The organism is Rudanella lutea DSM 19387, assembly GCF_000383955.1.
GTDB lineage: Bacteria > Bacteroidota > Bacteroidia > Cytophagales > Spirosomataceae > Rudanella > Rudanella lutea.
Window position 1 is genome coordinate 2,663,087 of sequence record NZ_KB913013.1, and the last position, 26,051, is coordinate 2,689,137.

At 55.0% G+C, this 26,051-nt stretch carries 17 protein-coding genes and 3 pseudogenes; 9 read left to right on the plus strand and 11 right to left on the minus strand.

Annotation, left to right across the window (positions count from 1 at the left end; translation table 11 throughout):
- Window positions 1-221 precede the first annotated feature (221 nt).
- On the plus strand, window positions 222-860 hold the full coding sequence (locus RUDLU_RS0110990) for a sterol desaturase family protein (protein WP_019988434.1): 639 nt from the start codon (window positions 222-224) through the stop codon (window positions 858-860).
- Window positions 861-952: 92 nt separating this feature from the next.
- On the opposite strand, the gene RUDLU_RS27325 is transcribed toward RUDLU_RS0110990, so the two are convergent.
- Together RUDLU_RS27325 and RUDLU_RS0111000 are read right to left on the minus strand one after the other, a co-directional pair.
- The gene (locus RUDLU_RS27325; RefSeq protein ID WP_019988435.1) at window positions 953-1,726 is read right to left on the minus strand and encodes a glycosyltransferase family 25 protein; all 774 of its coding nucleotides are present in this window, start codon (window positions 1,724-1,726) and stop codon (window positions 953-955) included.
- A 249-nt stretch (window positions 1,727-1,975) separates the two neighbouring features.
- Window positions 1,976-3,613 (minus strand): hypothetical protein, encoded by a 1,638-nt coding sequence (locus RUDLU_RS0111000; protein ID WP_019988436.1) that lies wholly within the window; start codon window positions 3,611-3,613, stop codon window positions 1,976-1,978.
- A 186-nt stretch (window positions 3,614-3,799) separates the two neighbouring features.
- Here RUDLU_RS0111000 and ffh point away from each other — a divergent pair, with 186 nt between their 5' ends.
- Together ffh and RUDLU_RS0111010 are read left to right on the plus strand one after the other, a co-directional pair.
- On the plus strand, window positions 3,800-5,119 hold the full coding sequence (ffh, locus tag RUDLU_RS0111005) for a signal recognition particle protein (RefSeq protein WP_019988437.1): 1,320 nt from the start codon (window positions 3,800-3,802) through the stop codon (window positions 5,117-5,119).
- A 96-nt stretch (window positions 5,120-5,215) separates the two neighbouring features.
- The gene (locus tag RUDLU_RS0111010) at window positions 5,216-5,668 is read left to right on the plus strand and encodes a hypothetical protein (RefSeq protein ID WP_019988438.1); all 453 of its coding nucleotides are present in this window, start codon (window positions 5,216-5,218) and stop codon (window positions 5,666-5,668) included.
- A 101-nt stretch (window positions 5,669-5,769) separates the two neighbouring features.
- Here the strand turns inward: RUDLU_RS0111010 and RUDLU_RS29275 are convergent, their stop codons facing one another.
- The 3 genes and pseudogenes from RUDLU_RS29275 to RUDLU_RS0111025 form a co-directional block, all read right to left on the minus strand.
- Window positions 5,770-9,111: a fibronectin type III domain-containing protein gene (locus RUDLU_RS29275; protein ID WP_245581663.1), complete on the minus strand. Its 3,342-nt coding sequence runs from the start codon at window positions 9,109-9,111 to the stop codon at window positions 5,770-5,772.
- Window positions 9,112-9,873: 762 nt separating this feature from the next.
- Window positions 9,874-10,743 (minus strand): annotated as a pseudogene (locus RUDLU_RS30610) (fibronectin type III domain-containing protein); the annotation flags it as partial.
- A gap of 116 nt (window positions 10,744-10,859) precedes the next feature.
- Window positions 10,860-11,795, minus strand: coding sequence for a PfkB family carbohydrate kinase (locus RUDLU_RS0111025; protein WP_019988441.1), 936 nt, complete (start codon window positions 11,793-11,795; stop codon window positions 10,860-10,862).
- Between the two features lie 193 nt (window positions 11,796-11,988).
- Here RUDLU_RS0111025 and RUDLU_RS0111030 point away from each other — a divergent pair, with 193 nt between their 5' ends.
- From RUDLU_RS0111030 to RUDLU_RS0111040, 3 genes are all read left to right on the plus strand, one after another.
- Complete coding sequence (locus RUDLU_RS0111030; protein WP_019988442.1) at window positions 11,989-13,380, plus strand: Gfo/Idh/MocA family protein; 1,392 nt, start codon at window positions 11,989-11,991, stop codon at window positions 13,378-13,380.
- A 98-nt stretch (window positions 13,381-13,478) separates the two neighbouring features.
- Window positions 13,479-14,282, plus strand: coding sequence for an N-acetylmuramic acid 6-phosphate etherase (murQ, locus tag RUDLU_RS0111035; protein WP_019988443.1), 804 nt, complete (start codon window positions 13,479-13,481; stop codon window positions 14,280-14,282).
- Window positions 14,283-14,364: 82 nt separating this feature from the next.
- Window positions 14,365-15,378, plus strand: a complete 1,014-nt coding sequence (locus tag RUDLU_RS0111040) for a zinc-binding dehydrogenase (protein WP_019988444.1) — start codon at window positions 14,365-14,367, stop codon at window positions 15,376-15,378.
- Between the two features lie 245 nt (window positions 15,379-15,623).
- Here RUDLU_RS0111040 and uvrB read toward each other — a convergent pair whose 3' ends face one another.
- Both uvrB and RUDLU_RS29280 read right to left on the minus strand, forming a co-directional pair.
- The gene (gene uvrB, locus RUDLU_RS0111045; RefSeq protein ID WP_019988445.1) at window positions 15,624-17,645 is read right to left on the minus strand and encodes an excinuclease ABC subunit UvrB; all 2,022 of its coding nucleotides are present in this window, start codon (window positions 17,643-17,645) and stop codon (window positions 15,624-15,626) included.
- Between the two features lie 179 nt (window positions 17,646-17,824).
- Window positions 17,825-17,938: pseudogene (locus RUDLU_RS29280) on the minus strand (ATP-binding protein); the annotation flags it as partial.
- A gap of 137 nt (window positions 17,939-18,075) precedes the next feature.
- On the opposite strand from RUDLU_RS29280, the pseudogene RUDLU_RS0111050 reads away from it, so the two are divergent.
- A pseudogene (locus RUDLU_RS0111050) lies at window positions 18,076-18,213 on the plus strand (transposase); the annotation flags it as partial.
- A gap of 41 nt (window positions 18,214-18,254) precedes the next feature.
- On the opposite strand, the gene RUDLU_RS0111055 reads toward RUDLU_RS0111050, so the two are convergent.
- The 4 genes from RUDLU_RS0111055 to RUDLU_RS0111070 form a co-directional block, all read right to left on the minus strand.
- Window positions 18,255-19,142: a TolB family protein gene (locus RUDLU_RS0111055; RefSeq protein ID WP_019988447.1), complete on the minus strand. Its 888-nt coding sequence runs from the start codon at window positions 19,140-19,142 to the stop codon at window positions 18,255-18,257.
- 84 nt (window positions 19,143-19,226) lie between these two features.
- Window positions 19,227-21,527 carry a S9 family peptidase gene (locus RUDLU_RS0111060; RefSeq protein ID WP_019988448.1) on the minus strand — a complete coding sequence of 767 codons (2,301 nt, stop codon included), beginning with the start codon at window positions 21,525-21,527 and terminating at the stop codon, window positions 19,227-19,229.
- 115 nt (window positions 21,528-21,642) lie between these two features.
- Window positions 21,643-21,840, minus strand: a complete 198-nt coding sequence (locus tag RUDLU_RS0111065) for a DUF4177 domain-containing protein (RefSeq protein WP_019988449.1) — start codon at window positions 21,838-21,840, stop codon at window positions 21,643-21,645.
- Window positions 21,841-21,991: 151 nt separating this feature from the next.
- Window positions 21,992-23,833, minus strand: coding sequence for a glycoside hydrolase family 2 protein (locus tag RUDLU_RS0111070; RefSeq protein ID WP_019988450.1), 1,842 nt, complete (start codon window positions 23,831-23,833; stop codon window positions 21,992-21,994).
- Window positions 23,834-24,056: 223 nt separating this feature from the next.
- Here RUDLU_RS0111070 and RUDLU_RS0111075 point away from each other — a divergent pair, with 223 nt between their 5' ends.
- Window positions 24,057-24,842 carry an SDR family NAD(P)-dependent oxidoreductase gene (locus tag RUDLU_RS0111075; protein ID WP_019988451.1) on the plus strand — a complete coding sequence of 262 codons (786 nt, stop codon included), beginning with the start codon at window positions 24,057-24,059 and terminating at the stop codon, window positions 24,840-24,842.
- A 169-nt stretch (window positions 24,843-25,011) separates the two neighbouring features.
- On the plus strand, window positions 25,012-25,998 hold the full coding sequence (locus RUDLU_RS0111080; protein WP_019988452.1) for a glycosyltransferase family 9 protein: 987 nt from the start codon (window positions 25,012-25,014) through the stop codon (window positions 25,996-25,998).
- Window positions 25,999-26,051: the final 53 nt, after the last annotated feature.

The window sequence follows — 26,051 nt, forward strand, 5'->3', positions numbered from 1 at the left end:
TCACTAAAATAAGTTCTGTTTGTATGTTCTGCCCATTCCATAATCTTAGCTGAACCCAGAGGTGGTCAAGTGAGTTTACCACATAGTTTTGCGCACTATTCTACTGTACCAAGCATGTGCAGAAGGGCCGTTGCGAGCGCATAACCGTGTTACAACCTCTTGTTCAACCGGTTAGCCTCGTTTATCGACCAGCCTGCATACGAATCAACAACAACCTTATTATGCAAGCTAAAATAGACGATTTCCGCCCGGGTTACCATGCCCGTCCTAAAAACAACGGTACCAAACAACTTTTCGACAACCCCATTCTGGAGGCCCTTTCGCGCACCCACATTATGGTGCCCATCAGCATGTGGCTGGTTTCGTCGGCCGTACTGATGTGGTATGCCTTCACCTACACCGATATGTCGAATGGCGCCATTGGCGGGTTGTTTGTCGGTGGCTTTTTCATCTTCACCCTGTTCGAGTACATTCTGCACCGGTTTTTGTACCACCTGGAGCCGAAAACTCCGCAGCGGGCTAAAATTCAGTACACGTTTCACGGCGTACACCACGAGTACCCGAAGGATAAAACCCGTTTGGCCATGCCTCCAGCGCTGGCAATCTTTATGTGGCTGGCCTTTTTCGGCTTTTTCTTCCTGATTATGGGCGAGGCCTCGTATGCGTTCTTTCCGGGATTTCTGGTAGGCTACTCGGGTTATCTGGCCATCCACTTCATTGTGCACGCCTACGCTCCACCTAAAAACTTCTTTAAGTGGCTCTGGATCAACCATAGCATCCACCACTACAAGAACGAAGATAGCAACTACGGGGTATCATCGCCCCTGTGGGACCACATCTTCGGGACGTATCAGAAATAGAGGAGGAAGGAGAAAGCAATAAAAGGAGAAGGGAGGCTGACACACTGGATATGTTGCGTCAGCCTCCCTTTTCCCTTTCCCCCCTTCGCCCTTTAATTTATATACGACTCCCCTGCCTGCCCAAACAGAACCGGCACCGATACGTACGCGTCGAGTTGCTCATTGAGCACCAGTACGCTGATGATCGAGTCGGCGCTGGCCAATAAAGGCCGTTGGGCGTCGGCCAGCTTGCGCGCACCGGCTCGGGTTACGGCATAGGCGTGAGTACAATCATGCAGCCCCGCCCGACGAAGATTGGCCGAGTACGTCCGGGGCAGGTAATTACGGGCCTCCCGGCGCGACCACCGCAGCACCCCCAGCGGACTCACCAGGTTATAAAACCACTGCTTGCGCCGTTGCGCCGTGTTTAGCTCTTCGTTTTTGGTGTATCCCAAATAAAGCAGGTCCCAACGGGCGGGCAGCTGTTCGAGCACCCGGGGCAGTTGGTTGAGTCGGTCAATGCAGGGCACCACATCGTCCTCAAAAATCAAAACCCGCTCATACCCTTCCCGAACCATCTCCTCGTAAATAGCCCGGTGCGACAGCGCACAGGCAATTTCACCCGTCATCAGCCCTTCGGGATGAATGTACCGGGGTTCGCGCACGGTCACATCGTCAATCAGCCCCTGCCGGATCATATCGTCTCGGTCGATATCCAGCTTATCGACAGCCCAGTAAATATCGTAGTTAAGCCCCCGGAGAAGCTCCCGAAAACGAGCGTGCCGGTCGGTAGCCCGACGCAGGCTAATCACGTATATTTTGTCGAAATAATCGTTCAATGCCGCCCAGGCATCACGCGTTTCAGACGCAACAGATTCAACAGCCATTAGAGCGTTTTTGATAGAGTGTAACCGACAAACTTACGACAATTGGCGCGGATCATTCTAAACTCTCGACTCAACCATGTACGACAGGGTGTAGGACAAGTTTAATTTTTCGACCGCCCGGCGGCCCGGAAGATTACAGGATGTACAGGATTATTTATAGGGAAGAAAATCCTGTACATCCTGTAATCCTGTCGAAAAGACCTTCCGTCGAGCTTATCACAAAGAACTTGTCCTACACCCTGGCTCGAACTACCGCAGCAGTCGGTCGATCAATTTGGTGAGTTGCGCGTTGTCGTCGGGCAGAAACGTATTCGCCCGGGCGGTTTTTCCGTCGCGATTTAGCAGAAACGCCCCCGTAAATTGCCCGGCACCCAGCCGCATCATTAGCTCCTGAAGCTGACCGGCGGTAGCCAGGATATGGTCGCCCCGTAGGTTGTTTCGGATCAGGTATTCGAGCAACTGCTCACGCTCGGCGGCATCGCCCTGAGCCGTAACGTACAGTAGCGACAGTTCGCTCGGTGCGTACTGCTCACGCAGTTGCTGAGCCAAAGCCGCCAGCCGCCGGTTTTCTTCGTCGCTAAGCGTCCACAAAAATACATACACCAACCGGCTTCGGTTGCGGCTAAGCCAGGTATCGAGCAGGGCACCACCCTTCTGCGTGCTGTTTTCCGAAATCAGAATCCCCGTGGCCAGTTCGGCATTGTCGTTGGTTTTGGGGTTGAGCCCCGCAATGGCCCGCCGAAACCGGGCGCTGTCGGCTACGGCCAGGGTGTACAGCTCATCGAGCGACTGAATCACCCGCGTATCCGTGAGCTGCGGGCGACCATACTCGTACAGAAGTCGGCTGTTTCGGATGCTCGATGTCTGAAACCCGTTAGCGAGCCAGGTAGCCATCACCATCTGCACCGATGGCGTATCAATGAGGCTCCGGGCTTTGTCGGCCATGGTCTCAAAACTGACCAGCCGTTGCAGGGTATCAGGGCTACGTTGCAAAATCCGTTGCAGATACCGCATATCCGAAGCCCGCGCTGAGTTAGCCGCCTGCCAGCCTTCCAGGCGGCTTTTTTCTTCGGCGGTCAGGTCACGGCCGTACCGCAACATAAGCGACGCCAACCGCCCTACCGGTAGCGAGTAGGTCTGAAACGGGTCGTGCTGCACCACGTAACTCGCCAACCGACCCACCGACACAGCGCGGGCTGCCGTCAGAATCGGGTCAGCGGCCGGGCGCAGGCTATCGGTTAGCGTTGGGGGTAGCTTCCGGTTTTCGGCGCTTGCCATATCGTACACAAACGAAGCCGCGTTGTAGCGGTTGGTATTGCCGATCCACTGCTCCACCAGCGGAAACACGGCCTCGCCCCCCTGCTGCCGAAACTTCCGGAACGCGGCCGCATAGGCCGTGTACACCCGGCTGAACACCGACGCGGGCGACTGCCCCGATACCTGCTCGGAAAGCCGCGTGGCATCGACCGGGTTCTGCCGGGCTTCGAAGGCTTTGTAGCGGGCAAATTGCCGGTTTACCTGCGCATTGACACCCCCAAACGTAAACGGCACCGCCGACCGGAAGAGCGAGTCAGCGTCGAGGGTAATGGTCAGGGTACCGGGTGCTGCCAGAAACGCCGTGCGCACCGGTCCAAATGCGAGCGACATTTCTTCCTGACCTAAAATGAGGGGCATTTTTACGGCAAACGTACCGTCGGGGTTAAGCGGAGCCGGCCGGATGAGCTCGGCCTCTGACCGAAGCATATTGTTGCGGCTGATGAGCACATTGGGCGACTGCCGGTAGAGCTGAGGGGTCAGATTACGGATGCGGCCCGAAATCAGAACCGAGTCGGTCTGAGCCCAGGCTGCCGGTGCCAGTAACCAGATGAAAAGCAGATAACGGAGCATGAGTTGTTGAAACGTTGAACAGATACCTGTTCGGGAAAGACAGGCCTCAAAAATAGACAAGTGCCACCTATTCACAAGGTGCCAACAGAAATGGTTATCTTTGCAGAAATACAGACGTTAGATAGTCAGACAATAGACGTTAGACTCGCTGTTGTCTAATGTCCAGTGTCTATTGTCGCAAAGACCATGTTCGAAAATCTTCAGGATAAACTCAATAAGGCCATCAAGACCCTCAAAGGGCAAGGCCGGATTACCGACATCAACGTAGCCGCCACCATCAAAGAGGTGCGCCGGGCCCTGACCGATGCCGACGTAAACTATAAGGTAGCCAAGGAAGTAACCGACCGGGTAAAGGAAAAAGCCCTCGACCGCAAGGTACTCATTGCCGTGGAGCCGGGGCAGTTGTTTGTTAAAATCGTACAGGAAGAACTGACCGAACTGATGGGCGGTCAGGCGGAGTCGATCAATACCAAAGGAGACCCCGCCGTTATTCTGATTGCGGGTTTGCAGGGTTCGGGTAAAACCACGTTCTCAGGCAAACTATCGGCTTATCTCAAAAAACAGGGCCGGGGTGTGCTGCTCGTAGCCGCCGACATTTACCGCCCGGCTGCTATCGATCAGCTCAAAGTGCTGGGTGAGCAGGTTGGTGTGGAGGTGTACGCCGAGCCAGAAAATAAAAATGCAGTCGAAATTGCCCGCAACGCCATTGCCCACGCGAAGAAAACCGGCAAGAAAATCGTCATCGTTGACACCGCCGGTCGTTTGGCCGTCGATGAGCAGATGATGCAGGAAATTGAGAACGTAAAAGCGGCCATCAACCCCTCAGAAACTCTGTTTGTGGTGGATTCGATGACGGGTCAGGATGCCGTGAATACGGCCAAGACCTTCAACGACCGCCTGAATTTCGACGGGGTGGTGCTGACTAAACTCGACGGCGACGCCCGCGGTGGGGCTGCCCTCTCGATTCGGTCGGTGGTGGAGAAGCCGATCAAGTTTATCAGCACGGGCGAGAAAATGGAAGCCCTCGACGTGTTTTACCCCGACCGGATGGCAAGCCGGATTCTGGGCATGGGCGACGTGATTTCGCTCGTTGAAAAAGCCCAGCAGGCGTTCGACGAAGACGAAGCCAAGCGGATCAACGCCAAAATGCGGGCGAACAAATTCGACTTCTCGGACTTTCTCTCGCAGTTGCAGCAGATCAAGAAGATGGGTAACATCAAAGATCTGCTCGGCATGATTCCGGGCATGGGTAAGATGATCAAAGACCTCGACATCGACAACAACTCGTTTGCCCCCATCGAGGCCATCATCAACTCCATGACTCCTAAGGAGCGTTCGAACCCCGACCTGATCGACGCAAGCCGGAAGAAGCGGATTGCGGCCGGTAGCGGCACTACCATTCAGCAGGTAAACAACCTTCTGAAGCAGTTCGACGAGATGCGAAAGATGATGAAGAAAATGAACACCATGCAGGCGTCTGGCAAGCTGAATAAGATGATGAAATAATTAATGGTGAAAGAGTGAAAGAGCGAAAGAGTGATTAGGCAGTAACTGACAGGCTTGCATCACTCTTTCGCTCTTTCGCTCTTTCGCTCTTTCGATATGAAATCAATCGCCCTTTCCCTGTTTCTGTTTTGCCCATTCATCGCCTTTGGTCAGGCTTCGGTTGCGTACTATCCGTTCAACTCGTTTTTGTCGGTGAGCAGCAATCCGAACAAGCCGGTTTGGTTTGATGCGCGGGTGCAAACCAACACCTTGTTTGGTTCGCTGAGTACTACGCTGGCGCCCATGATCAACGTTCGGCGGACCACCACAGCCAATTATTACGTTGGCGCCAGCGCGCGGTTCAACGCCCTCAATTCGTTGGCTGATACCGACGTGCTCGAAGGCTATGCCCTGCACGTGGGTGTGCGGGTAGTGCCCCTTACGATTCTGCCCAATGTTCGGGTAGCGTTTGAGCTGTCGCCCTTTGCCCGGTCTAATTTCAAAAGCGGTATTTTCTATTCTTATCTGGGGGTAGCCTACCAGTTTAACAAACGGGTAAAAAACCAATAAACTCCGGGCTGAGCATTCGATCTGCTTCGTTTGATACGATAAACCCGCCCGAAGTCAGTTAACAGGCTGACTTCGGGCGGGTTTCGTTTGAAGCGGTCTCCTTAACGAGCCAGCACGAGTTTGGCTCCACTTCCAAAGCGTAGCAGCCCGCCCGCTTCATACCGAATCTGAAGCGCTTCGCCCACCCCACGATCCGGAATCATGACTGCGTGCCGGATCAACACTGGATCACTAACGAGAGGTACCCGATCGCATGACCAGATGGCAGGGTTTGTCCAATCACCAGCCTGAATGGTTACCATTCCGTTGCACGGAGGAGCAACGCCCAAGGTACGGAAGGTAAGAGACTGATTGTTGCTGGGCGCTACGTTGCCATTAGCACAATCATAGAAAATCATCCACTCATAGGTAGTTCGGGGACTCAGATTAGTTAATGTGTAAGAAACAGGGTCGTACGTAGCCTGGCTCGAAACGAGTACAGTAGTCCAGGAACCACTCCCGGCAACGCGATATTTAATGACAGGAAGAATACCCGTTGGCCGGGGCGAACTGGCGTGGCTCCAGGTTAACCGAGCGGCTGTTTCACTAATTCTATCCGCATATACCCGGTTTAAAACCGGGCAAGACGTTGTTACATAGCGCGACGGAGACCAATCTGAATATATATCATTACCACAGGCATTTCTAAACTGGAGCTCATAGGTCGTGTTGGGCATCAGCCCAGCTAAGCTATTAACAGCCCCTGTAAACGCCCGCGTTGCCCACGCATCCCTGCCAATCCGATACCGAACTTCGTATGTATTGGGCTGCGCGATATACAGCTTAATGGTATCGGCCAGCGCCTGAATGGATGTAATGAAAACAGTTCCACTACAGCGTGTCCGGAAGAATGAGACAGGACTAAAGTCATTTGAACCAGCACATGTGCTGCGCACTTTCCATTCAACCAGACTATTGTTGGCAAGCCCGCCAAGTGTAAAATTCGTGCCCGACACCACAACCCTGTTCCAGTTCCCGCCTATCACCCGCCATTGCAGCTCTGATGTCGCATTCGTAGTGCGCCAGTTGAGCACCGCCTGATTAACCGACACTGTTTGATCCAGATCGCTGACCAAGGTACAGGAAGCAGGCCCCGGACAGGCTGAGGCCGGAAACTGATACGTATTTGACGTACTGGAACTGATACCATTACAATTGCTCTGCACATAATACTCAATCCAGGCCCCAGAGGGCAGGTTATACAGGTAGTACGAATTGTACGGTGTTGAATACGCTGTCCATTGACCATAATTTACCCGAACCCAAACCGTATACGTGGTTCCGGGCGAACAGCCCCCTCGCCATTCAAGGGCAGTAGAATTACAATCTGAGCGAGCCGTGAGTGCTGTTGGCTGGCTGCACTGTGTGTAAAAGGTTTGCGGTTGACTAAAGGCCGCGTTGGCCGACGTCGAACAAACCGCCCGTACCCGCCATTCATAGTTGGTAGCCGGCGCTAAGCCCGTCAGCGAGTGGATGTATGTTTCGACTTGTGTGCTCGACCAGTTAGCCGCCCCAATAGCGCGCCAGCTTACTTCATACTGACCATACACAAAGTCGCCTACGGGGCCCGCCCAGGCTACCGAGGCCTGATTTGTCCCCACGCAAAGGGTACTTAGTCGGCTCGGGGGCGCACAGGTCGTGGTGAACGATTGCAGCGGCCCATACGATGGAGCCTGACCACTCAGACAGTGTACCGCAACCTGCCATTCGTAGGCCGTGTTCTCGGTTAAGCCTTCCAGACTGACAACGCTTTGGACGTTCACATTAGCGATGGTATTCCAGACCGATGCCCCTGCCGGTCGCCAGCGTACGTCTGCGTTAACGAATGCCGAGTAAGACAGCAACGCCCGATTCGCTTCGGCAACGGTTTTGTAACTGATATAGCCCGTTTCGCAGTCGTTTACTGTGAATGATTTGCCGCCAACAAAAGGGCTGGTTGTCCCGTTGACACACACCGACTGCACCTGCCATTCGTACGTTCCGGCAGTAGCAAAAAACTGCCGCGAACTGGGTTGAACATCGTTGGCTACCTGCCATTCTGTTAGGCTCTTGTTATCGGCCGTAATGGGTCGCCAACGAAGATTGTAACTTGTGTTTTGTGCGGTGGTCCAAGAAAAATTCTGATATGGCACCGATTCGTAGCTGTAAAACCCTGTAGCCGACAAACCCGTTGGGGCCGAGCATATCGTTTGAAACGAACTAACAGAAGAATAACCCGACTGGAGATTATTGCATTGTGCCTGTAGCTGCACCTCGTACGATGTATTGTCGACTAATCCGGTCAGAATGTAGGGTGACTGCGGCAGGTCTGCTACGGTATTCCAGAATGTACCACCGGCAGGTCGCCATTGCAACGTGTAACGGGCATTGGTTACCCCGCTGGGATTCCAGGCGATTGTGGCAGCATATGAGCTACCGGCCGTTATGGACGTAACCGTCGGGGTAGAGCAGTACGTACTAAAGGTTTGAATAGGAGAAAAATCTGAGTTGAGCCCGCCGAAACAGCCAGTGGCCACCCGCCATTCGTAGCGACCTGCCAATCCGGCTACATTGATCGACGACGCCCCCGGAACCGCAACCGAACTCCAGTTGGTTGTCCCCTGCAATCGATATTGCAACGTAAATCCGGCCACATTCCGGTTCTCCTTCCAATAAAAATACGTCGATGTCCCACCGGTAGAAACGTTCAGGTCAGTAGGCACAAAACAATCAGAATTGAACCGCTGGCTCGGAGAAAAATCACTCATCACGTCGCTTGAGCAGAAAGAAGCCACCTGCCATTCATAAGCTGTGTATGGCGTTAAACCCGTGAGTGCATACGGCTGGTAGGCAAAAGCAGGAACCAAAATCCAGTCAGCAGCTCCTACTACCCGATATCGAATCTGATATTTGTACCGATAGTCACTGTCTGAAAAATTCAGATCGGCCCGGGTAGGCGTAACATTCTGGCTGGCAAACCCGTAAAGTCCATTTCGGCAGGTTGTTGAAAACGAACTACCACTGGTAAATGTACTGCTGTTACTCGCCGAACACTGGTAGGCCACACCCCACTCGTACACCGTATTCGACAGTAATCCTGTCAGACTCACAACTGGCGAGTACGAGTTAGTACTGATCGGTACTGTAGTCCATTCGGCCCCCTGTGGTCGGTAGCGCACCGTATAAGTACGGACGAACCAGTCACTGGAATAGTAATTGTCCCAGCGCAACTCAATCGACTGCATGGTATTGTTGTTTGTCCGCAAATACGAGGCTGGATTCGGGCAGGCTGTGGTAAATGTCTGCGGAGCCGTGTACGAGAAGGACGTAGGCGATTCGCTACAAACAGGCGAAACCTGCCATTCATACCCTGTTTTTTCCTGCAATCCCGTCAGGCTCAGATATTGACTAGTTTGCGGTGGCAAGGTTGTATAAGTAGCCGTTCCAAGCGGGCGGTAGCGAACCAAGTACAGACCAACCACCGGACTGATCTCAGACCAGTTTAATCGGGCCGATGTATTTTCTACTTGCGCAGTATATGGGTTCACAATTCGGTTCAACGCACAGGCAGCCGTTGTGAAACTCTCGGTGCTCGAGGGTGCAGAAGCACTGGTTGAAACCGTACAGTAGGTAATCACACGCCACTCATAAACGGTCTCCGGTTTTAAATTCTGTATCTCCTGCGACGAATTACCAGCATAGACAGATGGCCCAATCGTACTCCAGGAGGCAACTCCAGAGGGTCTGATTTGTACAGCGTAGTAATGATCGTAAGCGGCATTCCAGCTAAGGTAAGCAGCCTTAAAAGTATAGGTTGCCGACGACCGTAGGTTAGTAGCTGTGTTTGTGCAGCTTTGCGTTGCAAAACTAACCGGGGGATTTGTGTACCCAGATACACTTGTATTTTGGCAGGTAGTCTGCACACGAACTTCATATTCAGTCTCCGGTGTAAGCCCAGTCAGATTTATTGAATAGTCGTAAAGCGTGTTGTAGCTGGGGTTGTAGAACGACGAGGAGGTTATCCAGGGAGAATCAGCCGGTGTTTTTCGTCGGTACTGCGTCTGGTAGGCGTATCCGTAATCAGCCAGATTATAGGCGCTTTTCCAAACCACCGTAGCCTGCGTGGCCGAAGAGGCCAGCAAACTCAGAGACCCGGGCGGGTTGCAGCTTGCCGTAAATGAGAGTGGGGTTGTAAACGAGCCTGTCGTACTACCACAGACGGCCTGAGCCCGCCATTCATACATTGAGTTAGGTGTTAATCCGGTCAACGAATAGCTCATTGTGGAAGCATACGGCTCCGGCCGTAACGCCGGAACTGTTGCCCAATCTCCTCCCTGTGGCCGCCATTGCAGCGTATAGGACGCACCGAGCGTTACTGGCCAGCGTAACAGAGCCTGCGTCGGCTGCGGTTCCTGCCGGGGGTTCGATATCGTACAGGCTGGTGTGGCAAACGTAGCGGTTGTGGAATAGGGCGAACAAACCGACCTAACCCGGTATGTGTAGGTTGTTCCCGGTGTCAGACCCGATAATGTGTAGTAAGTGGTAGACCCAGAGGAGCCCGTTATACCGCTCACACTGGACCACGATGCCGAGTCACTCGTTTTCAGGTCCACTGTAAACTGCGTAGTTCCTGTTGAGCCACTGTAAAAATACCAGCTCAGTGGAGCTGCCGTAACGGATACACTATAGGGCGTGTTGAGAGAAGGGGGCGAACAACTATAGGTAGTTGTGAATGACACGGGGCCACCGTACCACGTTGCTGACCCGGTCGGACGCATCTGCCATTCATAAGCCTGCCCGTCGCTCAGGCCGGTTAAGCCGAAAGTAGTCGTAGGGATTTCGGACGTGATAATCCAAATGGAGGCCCCCTGCTCTCGCCAGCGAATGTCGTACGTAGTTGGCGAGGACGCAGCCGTCCAGTTTAGCTGGGCTGAGGTAGAACTGATAGCACTCGTGAACGGATTGTGTGGAGAGCTTTGCGCTGATGTGTGCTCCAGACGGAGCAAGACCAACGCTAAAATTAAGCAATATGTCAGGTGTGTAAAAAGTTTCTGCATGCAGAAGGGTTCGGTTACTGTAGTAGCTATACGGAAAGAGCACGAATGGCTGAAAATTGAGAATTAATTTCTCAACATTCAACCATTCGTGCTCTTTAGGTAAAAATAAAGTCTACTTACAAATCCACCGAAAAGGCCGACAGTTTGACAAACTGCCCAACCCGGTCCTGAATTTCTTCGGGCGTGAGGTCAATGATACGCTCGGCACCAAATTTCTCTACGCAGAAGCTCGCCATAGCCGAGCCATAAATCACCGCCCGCTTCATGTTGTCGAACGAGGTGTCGTCGGTTTTGGCGAGGTAGCCGATAAAGCCACCGGCAAACGTATCGCCCGCGCCCGTGGGGTCAAATACCTCTTCGAGCGGCAGGGCCGGTGCAAAGAAGATGCGGCCGCTCTGGGTTGGGTCGTCCTGAAACAGCAGGGCACCGTGCTCACCTTTCTTGATAATCACCGTTTTAGGCCCCATTTTCTGGATGGTGGCAGCCGCCCGTACCAGCGCGTAGTCGCCGGTGAGTTGGCGGGCCTCTTCGTCGTTCAACACCAGCACATCAACCAGGGGCAGCAACGCCTTCAGGTCGTCGTTGGCAATGTCGATCCAGAGGTTCATGGTATCGAGCACAATCAGCTTGGGTCGCTTGGTCAGTCGGTCAACCACCATTTTCTGAATAGCGGGCGAGGTATTGCCCAGCATCAGGTACTCGCAATTCTGGTAAGCTGCGGGGATAACAGGGTCAAAATCACCCATTACGTTCAGCTGCACCTCCACCGTATCGCGGGTGTTCATGTCATTGTGGTACTTGCCCGACCAGAAAAACGTTTTTTCACCCTGCCGAATCTGAAGGCCCTCGGTATCTACACCGTGGCTCTGGAGAATGTCGATCATCGACTGCGGGAAATCGTCGCCCACAACGGCCACCAGATTATTGGGCCGCACAAAGTACGAAGCCGAGAGGGTGATGTAGGTGGCGGCTCCGCCAATGATTTTATCTGTTTTGCCAAAAGGGGTTTCGAGTGCGTCGAACGCAACGGACCCGACCGTTAGTAAACTCATCCGTTTCTTGCTGTTAAAGCGACAAAGATAGGGATAGAATCAACCTGTTCACCGACACCCGTTTAGGAGCCGGTTGGCAGCCGTGTCTCCAACCCGTATAAAGGCCCGCCGGTTGTCAGTATTTCCGGTGGTCAATCCTCTTTTTCGTTCACAACCTACGGGTGCCCCACGGCCCCTCAACTATTTCTCTCCTATGCCCCAATTCTCGTTTAACCGGCGTCAGTTTTTACAGGGAACATCGGCCTCCCTGGCCCTGACGGCCTTGGGTTTCGATGGCCCAGCCATGCCCCTGTCACCCAATGCCAAAACCTACCGGGTATCGCTCATCGGCACCGGTTGGTACGGAAAAAGTGATTTGTTCCGCCTGATTCAGGTAGCACCCGTTGAGGTAGTTGCCCTCTGCGACCCCGACCGGAATCAGCTCGAAAAGGCGGGCGAGCTGGTGAGTCAGCGTCAGGCATCGAAAAAAGTACCCAAGCTCTACGGCGACTACCGCAAGATGCTGGCCGAGCAACCCGCCGACATTGTCCTGATTGGCTCACCCGACCACTGGCATGCCCTTCAGGCTATTGATGCCGTGAAAGCCGGGTCGCACGTGTACGTGCAGAAACCCATCAGCGTCGACGTGATCGAGGGCGAGGCCATGGTAGCCGCAGCCCGCAAATACAACAAAGTAGTGCAGGTGGGTACGCAGCGGAAAAGCACTCCTCACCTGATCGACGCTAAGAAGAACATTGTAGATGCCGGTTTGCTGGGCAACATTTCGCACGTGGAAATGTGCTGCTACTTCCACATGCGCGCCAATGGCAACCCTCCTACCGAGCCGGTTCCCGCCTTTTTCGACTACGAAATGTGGACCGGCCCCGCTCCCATGCGCCCCTACGATGGGCTACCGCACATCCGCTGGTGGCGTACCTTCAATGAGTACGGCAACGGGATTATGGGCGACATGTGCATTCACATGTTCGATACCGTCCGGTGGATGCTCAAGCTCGGCTGGCCCAAGCGCATTACCTCAACGGGTGGCATTTTTGTGCAGAAAGAAGGCAAGTCGAACATTGCCGATACACAGTCGGCGGTATTTGAATACGACAACCTCAACTGTGTTTGGCAGCACCGTAGCTGGGGCACCCCGAACAACCCCGAGTACCCCTGGTCGTTTACACTATACGGCGACAAGGGTACGCTCTGGGCCAGCACCATGCAGTACGACTTTGTGCCCGTCGATAAAAACGGCCCCACCAAAGGTGAGAAGATCCACAAAGACGTAGTGTACGAAAAGGAAAAGTACCCAGAAGACCTGAAAGAAGAGCGTATTGAGCTCAATGCGGCCCCGGCCACCCGCCTGCATATGCTCGACTTTATCAAGGCCATTGAGAACAACAGCCGCCCAGTAGCCGACATTGAAGAAGGGCACATCTCAACGGCAAGCTGCCTGTTGGCCAATATTTCGATGAATCTGGCTGGTCGGCCACTTGTGTACGACCCCAAAAAGCGGGTTGTTGTGGGCGACAAAGAGGCTACCGCTATGTTGCAGCGCCCCTACCGCAAGCCCTGGCAGCACCCCGACCCCAACCGGGTGTAAACGGGTTTTCACAACTGAACGTGGGTTTGTAAACAGGAGCGGGTAACTTTGTGGTGGCTGATAAAGCCAATAGAGCCGCAACGTTACCCGCTCAATTTATGATCACAGAAACCCCTTCCCACTACGACCACCTGGAGCAGATGTCGGTACACGACCTGCTGGTTGGGATCAACAACGAAGACAAAACGGTACCCTTAGCCGTTGAGAAAGCCATTCCGCAGATCGAAGCACTCGTGGCCGCCACCGTCGAACGGATGCGGGCCGGAGGGCGGTTGTTCTACATCGGAGCAGGTACAAGCGGCCGGTTGGGCGTGGTCGATGCATCGGAGTGCCCCCCTACGTATGGCGTACCGTTCGACATGGTCATTGGCCTGATTGCCGGGGGCGACGGTGCCATCCGAAAAGCCGTTGAATTTGCCGAAGACGACCCCGAACAAGCCTGGCACGACATGCAGGCTTACAACCTGACCCCGCAGGATGTGGTGGTGGGTATTGCGGCTTCGGGCCGTACGCCCTACGTCATTGGCGGGTTGCAGCAGGCCCGTGCGGCCGGTTGCGTTACGGGTTGCGTGGTATGTAATCCGGGCTCGGCGGTGGCAGCTGCCTGCGAGTTTCCGGTGGAGGTGGTAGTAGGCCCCGAATTTGTAACGGGCAGCACCCGCATGAAATCGGGCACGGCTCAGAAACTGGTGCTCAACATGCTGTCGACAAGTGTGATGATTCGGCTTGGCCGCGTGAAAGGCAACAAAATGATTGATATGCAGCTGAGCAACCATAAGCTGCAGGACCGGGCCGCCCGTATGGTCGAGAACGAGCTGGGCGTATCGCGCGACGAAGCCGAAGCCCTGCTGGCCCAGTTTGGCAACGTTCGGGGGGCTATTGAAGGGTATCAGCAAGGGTAAGTCAAAAGTTTGTAGTTTATCGTTTTTGGTTTTTGGTTAGAGAGTCACCATTCTGTATTCCCCCAACAACAAACTATTCAGCATGAAAGCCATCCGACTGACCGAAGTTCATCAGCCCGCAGCACTGACCGACCTGCCCACGCCCGAAGCGGGGCCGGGTACGGTTTTGATCAGGCTTAAAGCGGCTGCCCTTAATCACCGCGACGTGTTTGTGCAACAGGGTCTTTACCCCGGCATGAAACTCCCCGTAACGCCCGGTTCCGACGGGGCGGGCGTGGTTGAAGCCGTGGGCGACGGGGTTGATGCGCAACTGGTTGGTCAGGCGGTGGTGATTAACCCCGGTCTCAACTGGGGCAACAATCCCCATTTTTACGGTCGGGACTTTCGGATTCTGGGTATGCCCGACGACGGCACCTTTGCCGAGTACATCGCCGTACCCGCGCAATATGTGTACCCGAAACCCGCACACCTGTCGTTTACCGAAGCGGCTGCCCTCCCTCTGGCGGCCCTTACGGCCTGGCGGGCCCTCATGACGCGGGCTGCCCTGCAACCGGGCGAGCGGGTTCTGGTAACGGGCATCGGGGGCGGGGCTGCTTTGTACGCTCTCCAACTGGCCGTAGCGGCCGGGGCCGAGGTGTGGGTCACGTCGGGGTCGGATGAGAAACTGGCGCGGGCCCAATCTATGGGTGCAAAGGGGGGCGTTAACTATCGCGACGCCAACTGGCACAAAACCCTGATGGAAACCACCGGGGGCGGCAAAACAGGCTACTTCGACGTGACCATCGACAGTGCCTCAGGACCCGACTTCGCCAAGCTGCTCGACACCGCTACGCCGGGCGGCCGCATTGCCGTGTTTGGCGGCACCACCGGTAACATTACCAACGTGCCGCCTTCAAAGCTTTTCTTCAAACAACTGAACATTTTCGGGAGCACCATGGGCAGCGACGCCGAGTTTGCCGCCATGCTTGCCTTTGTCAATCAACATGGGCTACAACCTACCGTAGATGAGGTGTTTGCCCTAGCCGATGCCGAGCAAGCCCTCCGAAAAATGGAGTCGGGTAAGCAGTTTGGCAAAATTATTCTGGCCACCGAGTAAGGTTTTGCCTACTTTTTTTGTATGAGTTGTACACATAATGGGCAGTTATCCACATCAACCCTGTGGATAACTGCCATTTTCTATGGAAATAGAGGAGATTAAGCACCATCAATGAAGGTACGGACACTTGTAGGAGCAAACCCTGCCAAAACATATTGCCGCCAAACGCGTTGCTATACAAGACAGCCGCCCGGCTCCTTTGTTGAGGAGCCGGGCGGCTGTCATTTTAACACCTTGAGTCAGACTCAGGCCTTCTCCTTCTTCAACTTATCGCGTAGCTGAAACAACTCGTCGCGCAGGCGGGCCGCTTCCATGAAGTCGAGTTCCTTTGCGGCTTTCTCCATGCGGGTTTGCGTCTCGCGGATGAGCTGCTCCAAATCGCTTTTGCCCATGTACTGCACCACGGGGTCGGCGGCAATCCGAATTTCTTCGGGCTCCACATAAAACTGCTTCGGCTTCGAATCGGCCACTTTGGTTTGACCCAGAATCGACTCGCGCGATTTGAGCACCGTAGTCGGCGTAATACCGTGTTCCTCGTTATACGCCATCTGGATAGCCCGACGCCGATTGGTCTCGTCGATGGCCTTCTGCATGGAGCCCGTAATGGTATCGGCATACATGAGCACCTTACCGTTGGCGTTTCGGGCGGCCCGGCCGATAGTCTGAATCAACGACCGGATGTCGCGCAGGAACCCTTCTTTGTCGGCATCCATAATCGCTACCAGCGACACCTCAGGTAAGTCGAGACCCTCGCGCAACAAGTTTACCCCCACGAGTACATCGAACGCACCGAGCCGGAGGTCGCGCAGAATCTCGACCCGATCGAGGGTTTTGACCTCGGAGTGAATGTAGCGGGTTTTGATACCCACCCGCTCCAGGTACTTACTCAGCTCCTCGGCCATACGCTTGGTAAGCGTGGTCACCAGCACCCGCTCCTGCCGTTTGATGCGGGCGTCGATTTCTTCGAGCAGATCATCAATCTGGTTCAGGCTGGGGCGTACCTGAATTTCGGGGTCGAGCAGTCCCGTTGGTCGAATGAGCTGCTCAACCACTACACCCTCACTTTTGCGGAGTTCGTAGTCCGATGGCGTAGCCGACACGTAAATGGTTTGGCCGGCCAGATCTTCAAACTCCTGAAACGTCAGCGGTCGGTTATCCATGGCGCTCGGCAGCCGGAAGCCGTAGTCGACCAGGGCGGTTTTGCGGGAGCGGTCGCCCCCCCACATGGCCCGGATCTGCGGGATGGTCACGTGGCTCTCGTCTACCACGAGCAGAAAATCGTCGGGGAAATAATCGAGCAAACAGAACGGGCGTTGGCCGGGTTTGCGCCGGTCAAAGTAACGCGAATAGTTTTCGATGCCGGAGCAGTAGCCCAACTCGCGCATCATTTCGAGGTCGAACTCCGTACGCTCTTTGATACGCTCAGCCTCCTGCTCGCGAAACTCGCTCTCGAAATACCGAATCTGCGCCACCAAATCGTCCTGAATTTCATGAATAGCCCCATTGAGCGTGTCGCGGCCGGTCACAAACAGGTTGGCCGGAAAAATGGTCACCAGCCGCTCTTCGGAGATTTTTTTACCCGATGCCGGGTCGATCCGCTGAATAGTTTCGATTTCGTCGCCGAAGAAGATAATGCGGTAGGCAAAATCGGCGTAGGCCACAAATACGTCGACGGTATCGCCTTTGACCCGAAAGTTACCCCGTTGAAATTCGCCCTCGGTACGGCTATACAGAATCTCGACGAGCTTATGCAAAAACTGGTTGCGGCTCATGGTCTCGCCCACCCCGATCCGAACCACGTTGTTTTTAAACTCTTCCGGGTTGCCCATACCGTAAATGCACGACACCGACGCCACCACCACCACATCGCGCCGGCCACTCATCAGAGCCGACGTAGCCGCCAACCGCAGCTTGTCGATTTCCTCGTTAATGGCCAAGTCCTTCTCGATGTACGTATTGGTGGTCGCGATATACGCTTCGGGCTGGTAGTAGTCGTAGTATGAGATAAAGTACTCGACGGCATTGTTGGGAAAAAACTGTTTGAATTCGCCGTAGAGCTGAGCCGCCAGGGTTTTGTTGTGGCTCAGTATGAGCGTAGGTCTATTTAATTGCTGGATCACATTGGCTACTGTAAATGTTTTGCCCGACCCCGTGACCCCCAGCAATACCTGAGCGGGTTCACCTTCCCGAATCCCTTTGATCAGTTCGCTAATTGCTTTGGGCTGATCGCCGGTGGGTTGAAATTCAGAAGTTAGTTCAAAGTTCATCAGCGTTGGTTGTCGTTCAGCCCCGCTTTTCGTTCGCGGGGAGAATCTGGCTAATTTACGAAAAAACCCCTTTTTTGCCAAAGGGGTTTTCGAAATACGGGCACCGTACCGAGTGGCCTGGCTTCCTTACCAAAACCTTATTTTCGACGAACCAACCCATCTGCCGACGCGCATTGGCATCAGACGGGTAAACAAATAGTAAAGGTGGTCCCCTGCCCGGCGGTGCTTTCTACATCCATAGTGCCTCCGTGCCCTTTGGTCACAATATCATAGCTTAAACTCAGGCCCAGGCCGTTTCGGCTTTTTGCCGCTGCGCGCTGATCTCGTCACGTTGTTTCTGAAGCAACCCATTCGCTTTTTGTTTGTGTCGATTGTTTCGGAACAGAATCAGGGCAATCAGCTGGAGCAGCGGGTAATCGATGAGAATTTGTACGCTGATCGCAACAAGATTGAACGCTATTTTAACCGCTTAAAACAGTATCGCCGGGTAGCAACTCGCTACGAAAAAACAGCCGGCAGCTTCTTGGCGATTGTTCATATGGCTTCAAGTATGATTTTGTTGCTCTGATTGTCCACACACTCTAAAGGTATAAAACTTAAGTAAAAGCATCACTCATCGACTACCAGAGCCAGCAGCCCGCCTTTTACGGCCATGCGTGATACCTTCCGATGGGGCAGGTTGTCGGGGAGTTGTACCTCGCGCCATTGCCTGGTTTTAGCGTCGAACGACCAGAGCTCGGTGCCCCGGCTTTCGAGCAGGGTGCCGGTGGCTGTCCAGGCGTTGTAGTGTTCGCAGTCGGGGTCGCTTTCGGTCAGGTCGCGCACCTGTCGGCGGGTAGGATCGTACAGCCGGATCAGCCATTTCGGGCCCACCTGCTGCACAAAACTCAGGGCTTTTCGGCCCGGCACCGGGTGCAGCGAACGGCCAATTTGCGTGGCCAGAACGGTATCTTGCCCGGTTTTGAGATTTTTGTAGTGGAGCGTGTTTGGTTCGCCAGGGCGCGGGGCTGCGAGCACAAACAGGGCCACCTCGGTTGGGCTCAGCCAGGCCTGATACCCAATTTTACCTGTTTGCTGCGACGCCAGAATAAGGGCCTCTTTGGTCGGGTCGGCGAGGGTATAGCGTACCAGATCCTGATCGCCGTTGGCTTTGCGCTGCACAATGCACGACAGGTACGTGCCCCCCGGCACCACCGTAGGCGAATACTCCAGATCGGGCGTGCGGGTGATTTGGGTACGGGTGCTGGTGGGCACATCGTACGCCCAAATGTCGGTTTGCCCGTCGGGCATCATCGAGGTGTAATACAGCCGGGATTGCGTCGGATGAAAAAACGGCTGATTATCATAACCGGGCTTCGCCGATATGTTGCGCGGATTCGATAGGGTAACCCGACCCGCCTGCTCGCTCAGGTCGAGCAGATAAATGTCGGTGCCGGGTTGGGCGAGAGCCGCCACTGCCAGTAAGCAAAGAAAAGAGGTGAGTACCGGTTTATGCATGAGCGGGGGGATACGTTTAGCGGTTTCGAGGGTAGGGCAGTTTACGTGCATTGTCCGAATGAGCAGAGCGCCATCAAGTAGCCCTCAACGGCCTCCTGACTGCCCATTCGTACTCACTAGCTGGGCCGACCAGGCAGGCGGCTCCACACCCAGCAGATGCCGCACGAAGAAATCCCGGCGTTTGCGTTCGCCGTACTCACCGCCCATCGAATGCCCCATGTTGGGCACCATCAGAAAATCAAAGTCTTTGTTTGCCTTAACAAGCGCATTGACCAGCTGCATGGTCGAGGCCGGATCCACGTTGTCGTCTACTTCACCCAGAATCAGCAATAGTTTACCCTGAAGCTTATCGGCATGAGTCACGTTCGACGACTCGGCGTAGTGCGGACCAATGGGGTAGCCCATCCACTGTTCGTTCCACCAGATTTTGTCCATCCGGTTATCGTGGCATCCGCTCGACGACACCCCTACTTTGTAAAATTCCGGGTGAAACAGCAGTCCCCCCACTGTACTCTGCCCGCCCGCCGAGTTGCCGTAAATACCCACGCGGCTCAGGTCCATGGCCGGGTCTTTGCGGGCCGCAGCCTGCATCCACCGAATCCGGTCGGGGAAACCGGCATCTTTCAGGTTTTGCCAGCAAACGTCATGAAAGGCTTTGGAACGGTGCGAGGTGCCCATACCGTCGAGCTGCACCACAATGAAGCCCAGCTCGGCCAGTTCGAACATACCCCGGGCGCGTTCGCCGGTGATAAATGATTTTGGGGCAAACGCGCTGTGCGGACCGGCATAGATGTATTCAATGACCGGGTATTTCTTTTTGGGATTGAAATGGGTGGGCCGAACAATTACCCCCCAAATATCGGTTTTGCCATCGCGGGCTTTCGCCGTGAATACTTCCGGGGCCCGCCAGCCTGCCTGCGCATAGGCCGTGATGTCGGCTTTTTCCAGGTTCATCACAACCGAGCCATCCCGCGCCGAGCGTAGCACGGTAACCGGGGCCATATCGACCCGCGAGTAGCTGTCGATAAAATACTGCCTGTCGGGTGAGAAGGTAGCTATGTGGTTGGCGTTTTCGGGTGTAAGGGCGGTCAGGCCGGTGCCGTCGAAATTGATGCGGTAATACTGAACGAAATACGGGTCCAGCTTCGGATCAACGCCCCCGGCCGCAAACAGAATGGTGCGGGCCTGCTCATTCACCTGAATCACATTGCGCACCACCCATTCGCCTTTGGTGATCTGATTTTTGACCGTACCGGTCGTTCCGTCGTAGAGGTACAGATGATTCCAGCCATCGCGCTCCGACATCCAGATAATCTCGCGCCCATCGGCCAGATCCTGCCGGAACCGCTTGCCATCATTGCCCACCGGCAGGTAGTAGAAAAACGTTTTGGGCTGTTCGTCGATAATAGCCCGGGCCTTGCCGGTTACGGCATCAACCTCCAGCACCCGGTACACCTGATGCCCCCGTTGGTTGTATTCGAACGTAAACACCCGGCTATCGGCCCGCCATTCGGGGCGGGTCAGTTCGTATTGCTGCTTAAACAGCGCATCATCGACCACGATGTGTTTCCGCTCCGAAATCAGAAACAGATGGGGTGTTCGCACGGGCAGGGCATCGCCCGGTTTCAGGTATTCCCGGCTTTCGAGTTTGGGTTGCAGCTGATCGTCGGGTGAGGAGCGCACGAAATAAATCTGTCGCTTCTGCCCAGGGCGTACTTTGTTAGCTACCAGCTTTTTCGAGTCGGGTGACCACTGTACGTACCCGGAGTAGTACTCTCCCTCGGCCCCATCAAAACTCAAGGGTATTTCCTCCTTCGTGTTGACCGACCGGATGTAGAGATTATGATTTTTGATAAATGCCTGCCAGTTGCCATCCGGCGACGGCACTGGTCGGTCGGTTTGGTCGCCCCCTCGTTCGCCCCAGTAACGTTCCCGCAGAACCGGCACCGGGTCGTTTTTAGTCAGGGTATTCGTGGTCAGATCAAACGACCAATTGAAGTCGTACGCCCGAAACCGAATGTTGCGGTCGCCGGGGCCGTACACAAAGGTCGAAAAAGGTAATTGATAAGGCTCCGTCGGTTTATTGATCGCCTGCGCGAGTTGGCGGGCCAGTTGCTCCTGATCAAACGCGGGCTTTTTGGTCTTCTGCGCCGGATTGACCGCCATAAACTCCATACCGCGTGGGGTCTGCATCGAATACCAGGCCAACTGCCCACTCTCCGACCAGGTTACCGTTGCCGGTGCGTAATAGAGCTTGTTCATGGCGGCCCTGAGCCGGTTGGCCCGCGCGTAGTCTACCAGCCGACCCTGCGCGAGAGCAATGGAAACAACCCATAAACAGAGTAAGCCCGTGTACAGAAAGGGCCAAGTAAACAAACGTGTCATAACCGGAACAAGGCAGAGTTGCGTAACATCTGGCAAAGTAAGAATTTACCCGGTTCACTCCGCCTTGTTCCGTTCATTATCGGGCAACCAGCCGCCCCAACGACCGACGCCCTCCTTACTCCAGCTCGCGCTTGAGCATCAGCAGCAAACCACGCGACCCACCCCCGTAAATTTCGGTATCAACGGTCGATACCAGTTCCCAGCCCTCACGGCCCAACTCATTGAGTTTATTCGTCAGCGCCTGCTCATCAACCCGGCCACCCCAAAAGCCACCGGCTTTTACGTCCAGAATACGGTACTCAAATTTTTTCATTGTACGATCGTTTTGAACACCCAATGTAACAATGAACAGTGGACAGTGAACAACGAACAGTGAACAATGAACAGTGAACAATGAACAGTGGATAATGAGTAATCAGGCAAATGCCTCATTATCCACTATCCATTACTAATTATCCATTATCCTACCGGGGGCGCGAGCGCAACAACCCCTCGGGTACGCTCAGCTCGCCCGTGTGCGGGTCAATGAGCCCATTGCGTTCGTCCTCGATATTGGTGGCCTGCGTGTACACATCGCCCGCAATCGACCTTGCCCGGAGCTCTTCTTTAAACTGCCGGATTCGGTCGGCCCGATCGTCGGAATCGGTTGGGCCGCCATAATCGGCAAAGCCAAAGCCGCCCCACTCGCTCACAATCAGGGGCACCTGTTTGCGAAAAAAGAACGGGTCGCCCACTACCAGCGGATGCACGGCTACGCCTTCATTGTCGCCCCGTTCGAGCCGGTCGAGCAGGGTACGCCAATGGTCGATTTCGGGCGTGTAAAGGTGCGCCGTGAGCAAGTCTGACTTCAGCCGTCCTTCGAGCGAAATGTGCTTCCAGCCATCGTTATCGACCACCAGAAACTGCGGGTGGTTAATGTGCATGTAGTGGTATGTATCAATAATATACCGCTGGGTGTCGGGATTAGTGGCAATGTCTTCGGCCCCCCAGTCTTCGTTGTACAGGCTCCAGATTACCACCGATGGGTGTGTTTCGATCAGGGCCAGCATCCGGTCGAGTTCGGCGCGGTGGTTCTGCCGGCTTTGCGGATTGGAGCGGTGCGGACTCGGTACTTCTACCCACAATAGCAGGCCCAGCTCATCGGCGAGGTTGTAAAGGCGGGGGTCGATACCGGCAATATGCACCCGGACCAGGTTACACCCCAGCTTTTGCATGGCGTAAAAGTGCCGTTCGATCTCCTCAAACGTAGAGGTGCCGGGCTGGTACAAAATCCCGTCGAGATACACCGACTTGCCATTGAGATACACGCAGCAACCCCGAGCCTCCACTTTGCGCAGGCCAAAATGCGCTTCGATCTGTGAGGTATGCCCCGCTTCGTCGATCAGTTGCGCTACCAGCCGGTACAGGTGCGGGTCGTCAGGCGACCAAAGCCGGGCCTTGGGCAGCTCCACCACCACGCGCTGGTTTTTCTGGCCTGCTTCGAGCCGTAACGGGAAGTCTTCGGTGGCCAGCGGAGCGTCGGTATCGGTACCATTTTTTTCAAACACCCGAAGCCGTAGGGTGTACAAACCGGGGTCATGAATCCGGGTGGTCAGGTTGAACCGCACCAGTTCATCCTCCACAATACTCACCACCCCCACCCGCGACCGCAGCCGGTTTCGCTCCACGGTTTCGAGCCAAACCGACCGCACCGCACCCGTGTACGTCTGGTACCAGATTCCCCCGCGCTTGTACACCAGCGACTCCTGCTTACCTCGAGGTATGTCGGCATCCATCGTATCGGCAATGCGCACCGTCAGCCGGTTATTGGTGCGCAGGAGATTGTCGCCCAACTCGTACGAAAACGAGGTGTATTCGCCGTAGTGGATATCTTCGTTTTCAACTGTTCGCAATAGCTGTCCGTTGAGCCATACCCGGGTTTCGTAGCCACAGGCCCCGAAGGTGATCTGAAACAGGGTCTGGGCCAGGCCCGTTCCGTTCTGGTCGCGCTCGGGCAGGGTAAAATCCCGCTCGTACCAAACCACCACCTTATCGTGCCAGGAGGTTGTTTGCACCTGCTCATGCGCCTGCCGGATATGCTCTTCCACCGAACCGGGCCAATGGGCCATGTGCGCGTACGTATGCCCAAGGTGCCAGTTTTCGCGCAGCCCCCGGTCGTCGATATCCAGCGCAAACCGCCACTCGCCATCGAGCAGCATATAGGTATTGGGCCGCAGCACCGCCCTGGGCAACGGGTTGATGGGTTGCGCCCGATGGGCATCGGTATGGCTTTCGGTGAGGTTGAAATTACAATAGGTCGGGTGCATAGGTTCAGTTGGTTGAGCAGTATGCCTTGTTTAACGCCCTATCGGAGCCTCAGTTTATCAATTGACCAAAAACTGATTGAATGTGCTTTTGCCCCCGTTACCTCGTTCGGCTGGCAAATCTTTTCGGGGTCCGGTAGCCGATAAGAACGGTATCGTTTTTAGTTTTGGTGAACGAGTGGCGCGTCAATCGGCCTGCCACCCAACCACTACCCTATTTTCCCGTATGAACTGGCTTACTGACAAACGAATTGTAATCATTGGTGGCACCACCGGCATGGGTCTTTCGGCCGCTCAGGCTTTTGTGCGCGAAGGCGCCCGCGTGGTGGTGGTTGGGCGCAACCCCGAAAGCTGCACGGCCGCCGAAGCACAACTGGATGGCAACGGACTGGCCATGTCGGGCGATGCCGCCGACCCCAAAACCGCCGTTACCGCTATCGACCTCTGCCAGAATATCTTCGGTGGGTTCGATGGGCTGTACCACGTAGCCGGGGGCAGCGGTCGGCGCTTCGGCGACGGCCCCCTCCACGAGCTGACGATTGAGGGCTGGAACGCCACCATCCAACTGAATATCACCTCGCTCATGCTGTCTAATCAGGCCGCCGTGCGGGCCTTTCGGGAGCAGGGTCAGGGGGGGGCTATTCTGAACATGGGCTCTGTGCTGGGTTACTCGCCTTCGCCCAAGCACTTCGTAACACACTCCTACGCAGCGGCCAAGTCGGCTGTTATTGGCTTCACCCGGTCCATAGCCGCCTACTATGCCGCCGACAATATTCGGGTCAATGCCCTGTTGCCCGCCCTGGTCGAAACCCCCATGTCGCAGCGAGCCACTACCGACGACGCCATCATGTCCTTCGTAAAAACCAAGCAGCCGCTGGAAGGGGGCCGCATTGGCCAACCCGACGACCTCGACGGGGCTGCCGTGTATTTTCTTTCCGATCAATCGCGGTTTACAACGGGGCAGATTCTGACCATCGACGGCGGCTGGGACCTCAGCGAAGGCCAGTATTAGCCACTAACCCAACGCCCATTTACCGAAACCGACCCGTTGTTCGTTGTTTATTTGGGGCGGCAGGATGACGGAGCGCCCCAATTTACGTATAACTAATGACGCACCGCCAACTACTCCATCAAAAGAAACCGACAACCTCAGCAAGAAACGATCGGGCATAAACTATCGAATGACACGTATCCTGGTAATTCAGACCGCTTTTATTGGTGATGTAATTCTGGCCACTGCCCTGTTGGAACAGATCAGGCAGCAACGGCCCGAAGCTCAAATTGACATGCTGCTGCGAAAAGGCAATGAAAGCCTGCTGGCCAATCACCCGTTTCTGCACTCGGTTCTGATCTGGGACAAAAAAGGGGGCAAATACAAAAACCTCTGGAACCTGCTGGGGCAAATTCGCCAAAACGAGTACGATGTGGTAATTAACCTGCAGCGGTTTGGCGCAACGGGCCTGCTTACGGCCCTCTCAGGAGCGCGCCAAACAATTGGGTACGACAAAAATCCGTTCAGCCGGTTTTTCAAATACCGCATCGAACACCGCATTGAGCCAGGTATTCACGAAGTTGACCGCAATGCCGCCCTGCTTGGTCCCATGGGTATCGGCACGTTTGTGGCACCCCGGCCCCGCCTGTACCCCAGCCCGGCCGACCGGCAGGCCGTTGCGCCGTATCAGGAGAAGCCTTACCTCTGCATTGCTCCTACCTCGGTCTGGTTCACCAAGCAATACCCAGCCGAAAAATGGGTTGAATTTATCCGGCAAAACCCCGCCGATACAACCATCTACCTCCTCGGCGCCCCGACCGATATCGACGCCTGTGCCTATATTCGGCAGCAGGTGCTTGCTACCCACCCCCATGTGCAGAACCTGGCGGGCAAACTTTCGTTTTTGCAGTCGGCCGCACTGATGCAGGGGGCCATTATGAATTACGTGAACGATTCGGCCCCGATGCACCTCTGCTCGGCCGTCAATGCCCCCACCACGGCTGTTTTCTGCTCCACGATTCCGGCCTTTGGGTTCGGGCCGCTCGCCGACGATGCCCGGATTGTGCAAACCCCCGAACCCCTCGACTGCCGGCCGTGTGGCCTTCACGGGTACCGAGCCTGCCCACTGGGGCATTTCCGGTGTGCTACTACTATCGAAATAGCCTCTAACCGATAGAGAATAGAATTCATCTAACAATTTTACCGTTTATACAGGCGGATAAAAACGTT

Excerpts from the sequence above, each read along its gene's own strand:
- RUDLU_RS0110990 (WP_019988434.1), top strand. The coding sequence starts at position 222 with ATGCAAGCTAAAATAGACGATTTCCGCCCGGGTTACCATGCCCGTCCT.
- RUDLU_RS27325 (WP_019988435.1), bottom strand. The coding sequence starts at position 1,726 with ATGGCTGTTGAATCTGTTGCGTCTGAAACGCGTGATGCCTGGGCGGCA.
- RUDLU_RS0111000 (WP_019988436.1), bottom strand. The coding sequence starts at position 3,613 with ATGCTCCGTTATCTGCTTTTCATCTGGTTACTGGCACCGGCAGCCTGG.
- ffh (WP_019988437.1), top strand. The coding sequence starts at position 3,800 with ATGTTCGAAAATCTTCAGGATAAACTCAATAAGGCCATCAAGACCCTC.
- RUDLU_RS0111010 (WP_019988438.1), top strand. The coding sequence starts at position 5,216 with ATGAAATCAATCGCCCTTTCCCTGTTTCTGTTTTGCCCATTCATCGCC.
- RUDLU_RS0111025 (WP_019988441.1), bottom strand. The coding sequence starts at position 11,795 with ATGAGTTTACTAACGGTCGGGTCCGTTGCGTTCGACGCACTCGAAACC.
- RUDLU_RS0111030 (WP_019988442.1), top strand. The coding sequence starts at position 11,989 with ATGCCCCAATTCTCGTTTAACCGGCGTCAGTTTTTACAGGGAACATCG.
- murQ (WP_019988443.1), top strand. The coding sequence starts at position 13,479 with ATGATCACAGAAACCCCTTCCCACTACGACCACCTGGAGCAGATGTCG.
- RUDLU_RS0111040 (WP_019988444.1), top strand. The coding sequence starts at position 14,365 with ATGAAAGCCATCCGACTGACCGAAGTTCATCAGCCCGCAGCACTGACC.
- uvrB (WP_019988445.1), bottom strand. The coding sequence starts at position 17,645 with ATGAACTTTGAACTAACTTCTGAATTTCAACCCACCGGCGATCAGCCC.
- RUDLU_RS0111055 (WP_019988447.1), bottom strand. The coding sequence starts at position 19,142 with ATGCATAAACCGGTACTCACCTCTTTTCTTTGCTTACTGGCAGTGGCG.
- RUDLU_RS0111060 (WP_019988448.1), bottom strand. The coding sequence starts at position 21,527 with ATGACACGTTTGTTTACTTGGCCCTTTCTGTACACGGGCTTACTCTGT.
- RUDLU_RS0111065 (WP_019988449.1), bottom strand. The coding sequence starts at position 21,840 with ATGAAAAAATTTGAGTACCGTATTCTGGACGTAAAAGCCGGTGGCTTT.
- RUDLU_RS0111070 (WP_019988450.1), bottom strand. The coding sequence starts at position 23,833 with ATGCACCCGACCTATTGTAATTTCAACCTCACCGAAAGCCATACCGAT.
- RUDLU_RS0111075 (WP_019988451.1), top strand. The coding sequence starts at position 24,057 with ATGAACTGGCTTACTGACAAACGAATTGTAATCATTGGTGGCACCACC.
- RUDLU_RS0111080 (WP_019988452.1), top strand. The coding sequence starts at position 25,012 with ATGACACGTATCCTGGTAATTCAGACCGCTTTTATTGGTGATGTAATT.